Origin of the sequence: Idiomarina tyrosinivorans (assembly GCF_003987475.1) — a bacterium.
GTDB classification, from domain to species: domain Bacteria; phylum Pseudomonadota; class Gammaproteobacteria; order Enterobacterales; family Alteromonadaceae; genus Idiomarina; species Idiomarina tyrosinivorans.
In genome coordinates this window covers 226,099-238,355 of the sequence record NZ_PIQH01000004.1, presented here as the reverse complement: position 1 = coordinate 238,355, position 12,257 = coordinate 226,099, and the positions used below count along the sequence as shown (strand labels likewise).

General features: G+C 50.0%; 11 protein-coding genes. All 11 read right to left on the bottom strand.

Going from position 1 to position 12,257, the window contains the following annotated elements; all coding sequences use genetic code 11:
* Position 1: 1 nt before the first annotated feature.
* Positions 2-1,639 carry a CTP synthase gene (locus tag CWI84_RS05950; protein ID WP_126841663.1) on the bottom strand — a complete coding sequence of 546 codons (1,638 nt, stop codon included), beginning with the start codon at positions 1,637-1,639 and terminating at the stop codon, positions 2-4.
* An 86-nt stretch (positions 1,640-1,725) separates the two neighbouring features.
* Complete coding sequence (gene mazG, locus CWI84_RS05945) at positions 1,726-2,532, bottom strand: nucleoside triphosphate pyrophosphohydrolase (protein ID WP_275540936.1); 807 nt, start codon at positions 2,530-2,532, stop codon at positions 1,726-1,728.
* Positions 2,533-2,548: 16 nt separating this feature from the next.
* The gene (gene relA, locus CWI84_RS05940) at positions 2,549-4,732 is read right to left on the bottom strand and encodes a GTP diphosphokinase (protein WP_126841661.1); all 2,184 of its coding nucleotides are present in this window, start codon (positions 4,730-4,732) and stop codon (positions 2,549-2,551) included.
* 6 nt (positions 4,733-4,738) lie between these two features.
* Positions 4,739-6,073 carry a 23S rRNA (uracil(1939)-C(5))-methyltransferase RlmD gene (gene rlmD / locus CWI84_RS05935; protein ID WP_126841660.1) on the bottom strand — a complete coding sequence of 445 codons (1,335 nt, stop codon included), beginning with the start codon at positions 6,071-6,073 and terminating at the stop codon, positions 4,739-4,741.
* A gap of 3 nt (positions 6,074-6,076) precedes the next feature.
* A complete protein-coding gene (acpS, locus tag CWI84_RS05930; RefSeq protein ID WP_126841659.1) occupies positions 6,077-6,460 on the bottom strand; it encodes a holo-ACP synthase in 384 nt (127 codons plus the stop codon).
* A complete protein-coding gene (pdxJ, locus tag CWI84_RS05925; protein WP_126841658.1) occupies positions 6,460-7,191 on the bottom strand; it encodes a pyridoxine 5'-phosphate synthase in 732 nt (243 codons plus the stop codon). Before pdxJ ends, acpS begins: the two co-directional genes overlap by 1 nt.
* Positions 7,192-7,202: 11 nt before the next feature.
* Positions 7,203-7,895, bottom strand: coding sequence for a DNA repair protein RecO (recO, locus tag CWI84_RS05920; RefSeq protein ID WP_126841657.1), 693 nt, complete (start codon positions 7,893-7,895; stop codon positions 7,203-7,205).
* A gap of 5 nt (positions 7,896-7,900) precedes the next feature.
* Entirely contained in the window at positions 7,901-8,800 is a 900-nt protein-coding gene (era, locus tag CWI84_RS05915) for a GTPase Era (protein WP_126841656.1), read from the bottom strand.
* Positions 8,797-9,486 (bottom strand): ribonuclease III, encoded by a 690-nt coding sequence (gene rnc, locus CWI84_RS05910; RefSeq protein ID WP_126841655.1) that lies wholly within the window; start codon positions 9,484-9,486, stop codon positions 8,797-8,799. The genes era and rnc overlap by 4 nt, the downstream gene beginning before the upstream one ends.
* Positions 9,483-10,346 (bottom strand): signal peptidase I, encoded by an 864-nt coding sequence (gene lepB / locus CWI84_RS05905; RefSeq protein ID WP_126841654.1) that lies wholly within the window; start codon positions 10,344-10,346, stop codon positions 9,483-9,485. Before lepB ends, rnc begins: the two co-directional genes overlap by 4 nt.
* Positions 10,347-10,375: 29 nt before the next feature.
* Positions 10,376-12,187, bottom strand: coding sequence for a translation elongation factor 4 (gene lepA, locus CWI84_RS05900; RefSeq protein ID WP_126841653.1), 1,812 nt, complete (start codon positions 12,185-12,187; stop codon positions 10,376-10,378).
* Between the last annotated feature and the right edge of the window lie 70 nt (positions 12,188-12,257).

Sequence of the window (12,257 nt, the reverse complement as noted above, 5' to 3'; positions counted from 1 at the left end):
ATTAACCGCGACGCGCTTTTTGGAATTGCCCAGCAGCCGCGATAAAGCCAGAAAATAGCGGATGTCCATCACGCGGCGTAGAAGTGAATTCCGGATGGAATTGCGCTGCTACAAACCAACGATGTTTGGGAATCTCAATAATCTCCACCAAACGTTTGTCGTGTGACAAACCGGTGATTTTAAGGCCGGCTTTTTCTAACTTATCCAAATAATTGTTATTCACTTCGTAGCGGTGGCGATGGCGTTCTTCAATGGTTTCTGCACCGTAAAGCTCATACGCTTTTGAGCCTTTAATCAGGTGACATTGTTGTGAACCCAAACGCATAGTACCGCCAAGGTCGGATTGTTCGTCACGCAGCTCTTTTTGGCCACTGGCATCCATCCACTCGGTAATCAAACCGACGACAGGGTGTTCTGCCTTATCGTCGAATTCAGTACTGTTGGCGCCTTTCAGGCCAGCGACATTGCGGGCGTATTCGATCAACGCAATCTGCATACCCAAACAAATACCTAGATACGGAATATCGTTTTCACGGGCGTAGCGCGCAGCAATCATTTTGCCTTCAATACCACGCCCACCGAAACCGCCCGGCACCAAGATGGCATCAACATCCGCCAGTTTGTCGGTTCCTTTGGTTTCTAAATCTTGCGCATCGATATAACGGATATTTACCGTTAAGCGATTTTTCAAGCCCGCATGGGCTAACGCTTCGTTCACCGATTTATAGGCATCGGGAAGCTCTACATATTTGCCAACAAAGCCAACCGTGACTTCACCGTTTGGATTAGACTCCTGGTATAACACTTGCTCCCATTCGCCAAGATCGGCTTCTGGGCAGTCGAGGCGGAAACGGTGTACGACAATTTCATCCAAGCCTTGCGATTTCAACATCGCTGGAATTTTGTAAATGCTGTCAACATCGCGCAGGCCGATGACCGCCCGCTCTTCGACATTGGTGAATAACGCAATTTTAGCCCGCTCGTTGGCTGGCAAGCCTTGATCCGAACGGCAGACTAATACGTCGGGTTGAATACCAATGGAACGCAACTCTTTCACCGAGTGCTGGGTCGGTTTAGTTTTTACCTCACCAGCGGCACCTAAGAATGGCACCAGCGTCAAGTGCATAAACAGGGTACGGTCGCGACCGACTTCAGTACCGAGCTGGCGAATTGCCTCCAGGAAAGGTTGTGATTCAATGTCTCCCACGGTGCCACCGATCTCAATGATCGCAACATCGAAACCCTCACCGCCTTCAACAATCCGGCGTTTTATCTCGTTAGTGATATGGGGGATGACCTGAATGGTCGCGCCGAGGAACTCACCTTTGCGCTCACGTCGAATGATATCCTCATAGACACGTCCAGCGGTAAAGTTGTTTTTGCTGGTCATGCGAGTACGAATGAAGCGCTCATAGTGACCGAGGTCAAGATCCGTTTCAGCGCCATCAACCGTTACAAATACCTCGCCGTGCTGAATCGGGCTCATTGTCCCAGGATCCACGTTGATGTACGGATCGAGCTTTAAGATCGTTACCTTGAGCCCCCGCGCTTCTAGAATTGCTGCCAACGATGCTGCGGCAATACCTTTACCCAGCGAAGACACAACACCGCCGGTAACGAAAATATAATTTGTAGCCATGCGAAACCTAAGTCGTCAGGTGATTTATGGGATTGATTTAAGACGGGAAAATAGTATACCCAAAAACCCGCGATACGACAATGAGATTATCGTTGTTTCACCTGCTGCCAATATTCCTCTAATTGCGCTAAATCACAGTCCGCGGGGCTTTGCTGTTGCTCCGCCAAAACCCTTTCTATGGCACTAAATCGGCGACGAAATTTTTGGTTAGCGGTCTGTAACGCCGCTTCCGGATTTACTTGCAGGTGGCGGGCGAGATTGATCACCGCAAACAGGAGGTCGCCGACTTCCTCTTCTTGATGCGCACTATCTCGCGCCGTTTTTACTTCTTCGATTTCTTCAAAAATTTTGTCATACACCGGCGCGGCATCCTGCCAGTCAAACCCTACCGACGCTGCGCGTTTTTGCAGTTTCGCGGCCATCAACACACTCGGTAGTTGGCTGGGAATATCATCAAATACCGAAGCTTGCTCCGACTTTTGCTGGCGTTCTTGCTGCTTAATCGCCTCCCATTGTTGTTTGATTTGCTGGTTAGAAAGTGGCTGCTGCTGTTGTTGCTCCGCGGCTTCAGCAAACACATGCGGGTGGCGCCGAATCAATTTGTTGCTGGTACCCGCAGCAATATCATGCAAATCAAACCAGCCGTTTTCCTCTGCTAATTGGGCATAAAACACCACTTGAAACAACAGGTCACCCAACTCGTCCTTCATTGCTTCGGGCTCGCCTTTCTGGATTGCGTCAACGGCTTCGTAAGTTTCTTCAATGGTATAGGGGATAAGTGACGTAAAGCTTTGTTGCAAATCCCACGGGCAACCGTGTTGCGGATCGCGTAATGCACGCATTACCTCACGTAACTGTTCGATACCTTTATTGTTCTTTGGCGCTTTTTGCACGCAAACTCCTCGTTGGTTAATGTTGCCGACGCTCGACCCGTTGAATACCATTCAGTTGGCGCAAACGGTTGATCACACGCTGCAAGGCCTCGACGTCTTTCACCTGAACCGTAAGCCACAATTCCGCGGCTTGGCGAATAGGGTCACTGTGACTATCCAAACGCAAAACTGCGGCCTTTTCATTGGAGAGAACACTGGTGACATCGTGAAGTAAGTCGTTCCGATCTAGCGCACTCAGCCAAATACCCGCCTCGTACTGACTACCAGTTTGCGTTGACCAAGAGACCTCGATACCACGCTCGGGATGTTGCTTTAATAAATTCTGCAATTGCTCACAATCGCGCCGATGCACCGATACGCCGCGCCCTTGGGTAATGAAGCCACGAATCGGTTCACCCGCAATTGGTTGGCAACACTGCGCAAACTGCATCATTAGATTACCAATACCGTCGACAGTCACCCGGCTGGTCGAGGCTTTTGCTTTACCAGACCGCTTTTGCCGTTGAGTCACGCGCTCAATATCGGCCTGCTTTTTGTCGGCTTCTGGCCGCAACCAGTTGACGATTTGGTGTAAGCGGATGTCACCCGCACCAATGGCCGCCAGCAAATCTTCAATATTGTGCAAATTGACCCGTTCCAATATCTTGTTGGCATCGTTTAATGGCACGTTAATTTTATGTAGTTCCGCTTCCAGCAATTCTTTGCCGGCCTGTACATTCTTATCTCGGTCTTGCTTCTTAAAGTAGGTTTGAACTTTTGCCCGAGCTCGGCTGGAATGCAAATAACCCAATTGTGGATTTAGCCAATCGCGCCGCGGCTGTGCCGTTTTTTGGGTCAAAATTTCAACCCGATCACCGTTTTGCAACTGATAGGTAAAGGGCACAATACGGCCGTCGACTTTGGCGCCGACACAACGATGCCCTATTTGACTGTGGATGTAATAGGCAAAATCTAACGGTGTCGCGCCCGCAGGTAAGTCGATAACCTCGTCGCGTGGGGTGAAGACATACACTCGGTCTTCAAACACTTGTGAACGGATTTCATCTACCAAACTGTCACTCGTGGCCATGTCTTCTTGCCAGGCCAAGAGTTTACGGAGCCAAGCAATTTTTTCTTCGTAACCTTGGCGTTTACCACTGCTGCCCTCTTTGTAAACCCAATGCGCAGCAACGCCAAGTTCAGCATCTTCATGCATGTCATGGCTACGGATTTGAATCTCGACGTTCTTCTGCTCCGGGCCCCGCACTACGGTATGAATAGATTGGTAACCGTTCGCTTTCGGCGTCGCAATATAGTCATCAAACTCTGAGGCAATATGGCGCCAACGGGTATGTACCACACCCAATGCCGCATAACAGTCTTTCAGTGACTGGGTAACAATACGCACCGCGCGAATATCAAATAATTGCTCAAAGCTCAGGTGCTTTTTCTGCATCTTGCGCCAGATCGAATATAAATGTTTCGGGCGACCATACACTTCGGCGTCAATATGTTGCGCCTGCAATGCCTGCTTTAAGTCGCTAACAAATCGGTCGATGTACTGCTCTCGGTCAACACGTCGTTCGTCAAGGTAGTGAGCGATTTGCTTATACGTGGTCGGGTGCAGATAGCGGAATGCCAGATCTTCTAGCTCCCACTTTAATTGACCGATTCCTAAACGGTTTGCTAACGGCGCATAAATTTCCGAACAGGCCTTTGCTGCCAACACCCGCGTCTCTTCGTCAGCACGCTTTACTTCGCGCAAATAACAGATGCGTTCGGCTAATTTAATTAATACCGCCCTCACATCCTCTACCATGGAGAGCAGCATGCGTCGTACGTTATCGATTTGCTGACCGTCGGGTGCACCATGCTGAAAATGGTGTAGGTCGCTGATACTTTGCATTTGCTTCACCGCGTGCAACAGTGTTTGCAATGCAGGAGAAAGCGCTTCAAATGCCGCCTGGGTAATCACCCCAGCATCAAAGAATGGTGTGTAAAGGGCCGCTTGCAGGCAATCGTCATCGAGTTGCAGCTCGGCCAGAATTTCGACCATTTCTTGGCCTTTCAGAAGGCAGCCTGGAGCCTGTTGTTCGAGGGGTGCTAACTGGCTAGCGAGTTGCTGTAAGCGCTCACGGCTTTGCGGCTGAGAAATTGCACTAAGCCATGAGCCCGTTTGATGCTCAGGATCATCAACATGGGTACTGCGAATATGAACCATGGCAAATTACTCACTCTCCTCCAACAACATAATGGTTTCAATGTGATGCGTCTGGGGAAACATGTCAACAACCGCACAGCGAGAAATCCGATAATTTCCTTGGGTTAGCGCTGCGACATCGCGAGCGAGCGTATCCGCGGCACAGGAAACATAAACAATCCGTTGCGGTCTTTGGCCTTTGGGCAACCCTGCCAGCTTCTCAGCCACCACTTTAGCGCCCGCGCGTGCAGGATCTAAAAGGACTGCATCTACCGCAAAAGACAGCTGTTGCAAAGCCTGTGGTTGCAACAAGTCGAGCGTTTTTGCATCGATATTGGACAGCCCCGCCGCGCTCGCGTTACGGCTCAACTGTGCGGTCATCCGGGTAATGCCCTCTACCGCTACAAGCTGATGGCAGCGACGGGCTAACGGCAAACTAAAATTACCAATCCCGGCATACAGATCCATTACCGTGTCGTTGCTGTTGGGGGCTAACCACGCCAACGCACGTTCAACCAACTGTTGATTAACCATAGCGTTCACTTGGAAAAAGTCACCTGGAGTCAGGTACAGTGGGTCGCCGTCAATACTTCGAACATATGGCTTTTGCTGGGTTTCTACCAGCAGTTGCGGTTGTGCCTGACCGTCATCCAAGGCTATTTGTACCGAGTGCTGGGTTTGCCATTGCGTTAAATCTTGCCGTTGACTGTCACTGACAACACCATCAATGCGCAGCAGAATGAGCGGATAGGGTTGCACGGCGAGAATATCAACATGACCCAGTTGACGTCCCAACCCTACGTTTTCGATCAGCGCTGCAAGCTTGGGAAGGTGGTCGTTAATCGCTGGCTCGCAAACCCAACATTGGTCAATGCTGACAATTTTCTTACTGTGCCGTTGCCGTAATCCGATTGTCAATTGCTGACGTTTGGCATGCCAATGCGTGGCCAACCTAACCCGACGCCGATAGCCACTCTCTTGCGCGGCCACCATTGTTTGCCACGGGAGTTGCTGCAACTGCGCAAATTTGTTGAAGAGTTCAGAGACAACCTGCTGCTTATGGCGACGTTGTAAGCTCATTGATGCATGCTGAAAATCGCATCCGCCACACGTTTGATAGTACTGGCAAGGTGGCGTTTGACGCTGTTCAGCGGAACACAAGCGCTCAATCAAAATACCGTCATATTTGCCTTGTGGCGCAAAGCGAATGCGCTCTCCTGGCAGCACTCCCTCAATAAAGCGCACTTCTGGGGTTCGGACAATGCCTCTAGCCTGATGGTCTAACGCTATCACCTGTGCCATTTGGTGGCGCTGTTGAGGCTGGGGTTTGGCCCGCCGCGAGGGCTTAAAAAATTGCGCCATCAATTAACCTACGGCCGTTTCTAGAATCACGTAAGCAAGCGCGTAATCTTGTTCATCCGAAATCGATAAATGACTGGCAACGATGCTGTGTTGCTCACACCATTGCTGAGCCACTCCTGAGAACTGCCAATGCGGACGACCGAGGTCATCATGCTCGACTTGCATATGTTGAAAAGATAACCCTTGGCCGATACCTGTGCCGAAGGCTTTGGCACAGGCTTCTTTCGCCGCCCAACGTTTGGCAAGGAAGTGAACATCGCGGGTGGTTTGCCATTGTTGCCATTCGTGTTCGGTCAACACACGACGAGCTAGCTGATCGCCACGCTCTAACACTTTCGCAATACGGGCAATTTGCACTAAGTCGGTGCCAATACCAAAAATCGCCATTAACGCGCTCGCGCCTGAGTCATCAAAGTTTTCATGTCCGCCACCGCTTGCGCGAGACCACTAAAAACCGCACGGCCGATGATGGCATGGCCAATGTTAAGCTCAACAATTTCTGGAATTGCCGCAATCGCTGCGGTGTTGTGGTAATGCAAACCATGCCCGGCATTCACTTGCAACCCTTGCTGATGTGCGTAATGTGCCATCTCTTCCAGTTTCAATAAAGCCTGCTGCTGCGCCTGCCCCTGCTGCTCGGCGTAGTGGCCAGTATGTAACTCAATTAATCTCGCCCCTACGGCTTTTGCTGCGTCAATTTGCGCTTTATCAGCATCAATAAATAACGATACCGAGGTACCCACGTTATCTAAACGAGTAATTGCATCGGCGATTTTCTGCTGTTGACCGACCACGTCTAGTCCACCTTCGGTGGTTAACTCTTCACGCTTCTCCGGCACAAAGCAACTGTAGGTCGGCGCAATACGTTCGGCGATCGCCAACATTTCTTCGGTCACGGCCATTTCCAAGTTCATTGGCACTGTCAGCGTTTGCGCAAGCAACTCGACATCGCGATCGACGATATGGCGCCGATCTTCACGCAGGTGAATGGTAATACTGTCAGCCCCTGCCTGCTCAGCGATCGCCGCAGCGGTGACAGGTTCTGGATATGCAACCCCGCGGGCATTTCTCAAGGTCGCGACATGGTCAATGTTGACCCCTAATTTAATCGGTTGCATTCCCTCTCTCCTTAAGAACGAAATAACTGTCTTGAGTGTAGTGGTTTTTCACCTAAATGGATCGCCAATTCCGCACGCATGATATGCTTGAGCAGCTTTAGTAAGCGGCTATCTAAACGTTCGAATTGTGCTAACTGCTGCACATCTTTGCTCGCCAGTTTGATCGCTTTTTCGCTCGATTGTTGCGCGTTAAAGAAGCCTTGACCGGCAACAAAATAGCAAAACTCACTTTGCCCCAACGCTTCACCCGTGGCAGCGTCAACTTGCCAATCGAAGGCGACGCCAAGATGCCACAACAAGCGCCATTCAAAATGGCGTAGTAATGGCTCCACTTCGCTACTGTGGTGGAGTAATTCAAGCGTTTTTGCATACTCTTCGTAAAGGGGCTCCGCTTCGCCTTGCGGTGGTAACAGCCGGGTTAACAGTTCGTTGAGGTAAAAAGCACTGTAAAGCGCCGTTCCGGTTAGTGCGGGTGTGGCTAATCCCGTTTGTGTCTCGGCACTGATCAGCGTTTTTAAATCGCCACGCCCACGCCAATCCAGCAGCAACGGAATAAATGGTTGTAAAATCGCACGCCATGGGCTGTTGTTTCGCTTTGCCCCTTTTGCCACGATCCGTACCCGCCCTTGAAGGCGAGTGAATACATCAATAATTATGCTTGATTCTTGGAAGTCCCAACGGTGTAACACGAACCCTTCGTGCATACTCACTAGTCCTCGCGATACCCCAAGCTACGCAGAGCACGCTCGTCATCCGACCAACCTGACTTCACTTTCACCCAGAGCTTTAACAGCACTTTTTGATCGAGCAGTTGTTGCAAATCTTTGCGAGCTTCGGTGCCAATGGTTTTCAATTTGCTCCCACCTTGGCCGATAACCATTCGTTTTTGCCCTTCTCGTTCGACCAAAATCAGTGCATGAATATGGCACGTGCCCGACTCTGCGGTGGCAAATTGTTCGATCTCAACAGTGGTTTCATAGGGTAATTCTTCGCCGGTAAAGCGCATCAATTTTTCGCGAATAATTTCCGCGGTCATAAATCGCACCGAACGGTCGGTTACATAATCCTCGGGAAAGTAATGGATACCTTGTTTGAGTTTTTGCTGAACCATATTGCGCAAGGTTTCTACGTTCTCACCCTTTTCCGCCGACAGCGGCAAAATTTCATCGAATTCGCGTTGTTCGCTTAACCATTGGATATGGGGTAATAAGCTGGATTTGTCTTTTACTTGGTCAATCTTATTCACCAATACCATGACCGGTGATTTCACCTCTTTCAGCTTGTCCAGCACCATTTGATCATCATTAGTCCAGCGCGTGTTCTCGACCATAAACAGCACTAAATCAACGTCTTTCACCGCTGCTGACGCGGTTTGGTTCATCACCCGGTTAATCGCACGCTTCTCTTCCAAGTGCATCCCGGGCGTATCAACATAAACGGCTTGTACATCGCCATCGGTATCAATACCAAAAATGCGGTGACGCGTAGTTTGCGGCTTATTTGAGGTAATACTGACTTTTTGCCCTAGCAGACGGTTGAGCAAGGTCGATTTACCGACGTTGGGTCGACCCACAATGGCGATAAATCCACTGCGTTGGTTTTCGTTCATGCGTTTTCCTGTAACTTTTCAAAGGCATCACTAGCAGCGGCTTGCTCTGCTTTGCGCCGACTGGTGCCGCGCCCCAAACAAGGCGTATCTAGTCCCTCAACCGTACAGCTCACAGTAAATTGCTGATTATGCGCTTGCCCTTGAGTGGCAACCACTTCGTAGTTCGGCAAGGGTTGTTGGCGTGCTTGCAACCATTCTTGTAAACGCGTTTTTGGATCTTTTTGGTTAATCCCTGGCTGGATGGTTTGCAACTGCTCTGCAAACCACTCGCGAATATGCTGTTGGCAGCTGCTCAGGCCGGATTCTAAATACATCGCGCCAATGATTGCCTCAACACTATCAGCCAAAATCGAGTCGCGACGATAACCACCACTTTTTAACTCCCCTTGACCTAAACGGAGAAACTCTCCCAAGCCAATACGGCGAGCAAACTTCGCCAGTGAACGGCCGCACACGATGGTCGCCCGCATTCTACTCAAATCACCCTCAGGCTCTTTCGGAAAACGTTCAAACAGCGCCTCGGCAATGACCAAGCCGAGAATAGAGTCGCCGAGGAATTCCAGCCGCTCGTTATGTTTAGCGGCCGCGCTACGATGGGTTAAGGCGCGTTCTAAAAGCCCTTTATCGCGAAACTCGTAACCAAGTTGTTGTTCAAGTTTAGCGATGGGTGGCTGCGGTAAACTCACTGCACGCCTCCAAGTCGCGACCAGCGAATTCCCGTCGGTACCCACTGCGGCAGCCAGCTACTGGCATCACGATCCATATCAAAACTCATCCAAATAAATACCGCCTGACCAACCAGGTTTTCGTCAGGGACAAATCCCCAGTAACGGCTATCAACCGAGTTGTCGCGGTTATCTCCCATGGCAAAGTAATGCCCCTCAGGCACAATCCACTCGTCTTGCTGAGTCCCGGGCTGATTAAAGTAATAAGGGATCCGTGGCGCTACGCGAGGATCTTTAAGGATTTTGTGGCTGACGCCAAACAGCTGCTCTTGGTAGGTATCCAACGCTGACGCGCCAGTAAAATATTGCTTACCTTCGGTAGGCTGCGACGCAATCACTTGCATTTTTGGACACTCTTGCTGCGCTTGTTGATCACAGGCTGGCTGAACGTAGAGTGTTTTGTTGCGATAAATGATCCGATCACCCGGTAAGCCAATAATACGCTTAATATAATCTACAGATGGATCCAGCGGATATTTAAACACCGCAATGTCGCCACGTTGCGGACTACCGGTATCGATCAGTTTGCTCTGGACTAACGGATCTTTGATACCGTAAGCGTATTTTTCGACCAGAATAAAGTCGCCTTCCAATAGTGTTGGCATCATCGAGCCCGAAGGAATGCGAAATGGCTCGTACAAGAAACTGCGTAGCACTAACACCACGAACAGCACCGGAAAAACCGACTGCGAAAACTCATTAACCCAGGGTTGTGCCATGCCCGCTTCGCGTTTTGGCGCCCACAGCCATTTTTCCAAGGCCCAAATCACGCCAGTGGCCAAGGTTACTAGGGTCAATATAATCGAAAAATAATTCGCCATGTCTTCGTCCCGTGGTTAAGATCCGTGGCTTATTTGCCCACTTTCAGTACTGCCAAGAAAGCCTCTTGTGGCACCTCGACACTGCCCAACTGCTTCATCCGCTTTTTACCTTCTTTTTGCTTCTGTAGCAGTTTCTTCTTCCGGCTTACATCGCCGCCATAACATTTTGCAGTCACGTTTTTACGCAACTGCTTAACCGTTGCGCGAGCAATAATGTGATTGCCAATTGCCGCCTGAATTGCGATATCGAACTGTTGCCGCGGAATCAGTTCACGCATTTTATCGACCAATTCGCGTCCCCGTCCTTCAGAATGATCACGGTGAGTGATCATTGCTAAAGCATCAACACGGTCACCGTTGATCATAATATCAACACGCACCATGTCGGCGGGTTGGAACTTTTTAAACTGGTAATCTAGCGATGCATAGCCACGACTGGTCGATTTCAAACGATCAAAAAAGTCCATCACCACTTCGGCCATCGGTAATTCATAGGTTACCGACACTTGTTTACCGTGATAGTTCATTGCGGTTTGCACGCCACGCTTTTCCACGCACAAAGTAATAACGTTTCCAAGAAACTCTTGCGGAACCAAAATGTTGGCTTCCACAATAGGTTCAAAAATGGTTTCGATGTCGTTCACCGCCGGTAAGTTCACCGGATTGTCGACTTTGACGATCTTTCCGTCAGTCTTCTCCACCTCATATACCACGGTTGGTGCGGTAGTAATGAGGTCGATATCATATTCACGCTCAAGCCGCTCTTGGATAATTTCCATGTGCAACATACCAAGAAATCCACAGCGGAAACCAAAACCTAAGGCCGCTGAATTTTCGGGCTCGTAGAACAACGAGGCGTCGTTGAGAGCGAGCTTCCCAAGCGCGTCACGGAAGGATTCATAGTCATCAGAACTGATCGGGAACATGCCGGCATAAACCTGTGGCTTCACTTTTTGAAAGCCTGGCAATGGTTTTTCCGCAGGACGCCGCGTAGCCGTTAGGGTATCACCCACTGGCGCCCCTAAAATCTCTTTAATACCGGCGATAACGTAGCCTACTTCGCCGCTTCGCAAAATACCGGTTTCCGTTTGTTTCGGTGAGAAAAAGCCTACTTTATCAATTTGGTACGACTGGCCTGTGGACATTACTGTCATTTTGTCGCCGGCGCGTAGCGTGCCATTCTTGACCCGCACTAACGACACCACACCTTGATAGTTATCGAACCAAGAATCGATGATCAGTGCTTGCAGCGGATCTTCCGGTTCGCCTTGTGGCGGAGGAATCTGGCGCACGATGCGCTCTAACACTTCGTCAATGCCAATACCGGTTTTTGCTGAGCACTGCACGGCATCGACCGCTTCAATACCCACGATATCCTCAATTTCCTGCGCTACGCCCATAGGATCGGCTTGTGGCAAGTCGATCTTATTGAGTACAGGAACCACTTCTAAGTCCATATCGATGGCGGTATAGCAGTTCGCTAGGGTTTGCGCTTCAACGCCTTGCGCGGCATCGACAACCAACAACGCTCCTTCACAGCCTGCGAGACTGCGCGAAACTTCATAAGAGAAATCGACATGTCCGGGCGTATCAATGAAGTTTAACTGATAGGTTTCACCGTCTTTGGCGGTGTAATGCAGTGTGACACTCTGCGCTTTGATGGTAATACCGCGCTCACGTTCCAGATCCATCGAATCTAGAACTTGCTCAGCCATCTCCCGATCGGTCAATCCCCCACAGTGCTGAATCAGACGATCCGACAGGGTCGATTTACCGTGATCGATGTGAGCAATAATTGAAAAGTTGCGGATATTACTTTGTTTAAACGCCTTTTCCGGCATTGACGATACCTCTATGTCCTAAGCGCATGAATGGGTAATGGGAGGATCATACTGATAATGCGAGTAACTA

Coding starts and splice junctions, on each gene's coding strand:
- CWI84_RS05950 (WP_126841663.1), bottom strand. CDS start 1,639: ATGGCTACAAATTATATTTTCGTTACCGGCGGTGTTGTGTCTTCGCTG.
- pdxJ (WP_126841658.1), bottom strand. CDS start 7,191: ATGCAACCGATTAAATTAGGGGTCAACATTGACCATGTCGCGACCTTG.
- acpS (WP_126841659.1), bottom strand. CDS start 6,460: ATGGCGATTTTTGGTATTGGCACCGACTTAGTGCAAATTGCCCGTATT.
- lepB (WP_126841654.1), bottom strand. CDS start 10,346: ATGGCGAATTATTTTTCGATTATATTGACCCTAGTAACCTTGGCCACT.
- relA (WP_126841661.1), bottom strand. CDS start 4,732: ATGGTTCATATTCGCAGTACCCATGTTGATGATCCTGAGCATCAAACG.
- lepA (WP_126841653.1), bottom strand. CDS start 12,187: ATGCCGGAAAAGGCGTTTAAACAAAGTAATATCCGCAACTTTTCAATT.
- rlmD (WP_126841660.1), bottom strand. CDS start 6,073: ATGGCGCAATTTTTTAAGCCCTCGCGGCGGGCCAAACCCCAGCCTCAA.
- era (WP_126841656.1), bottom strand. CDS start 8,800: ATGAACGAAAACCAACGCAGTGGATTTATCGCCATTGTGGGTCGACCC.
- recO (WP_126841657.1), bottom strand. CDS start 7,895: ATGCACGAAGGGTTCGTGTTACACCGTTGGGACTTCCAAGAATCAAGC.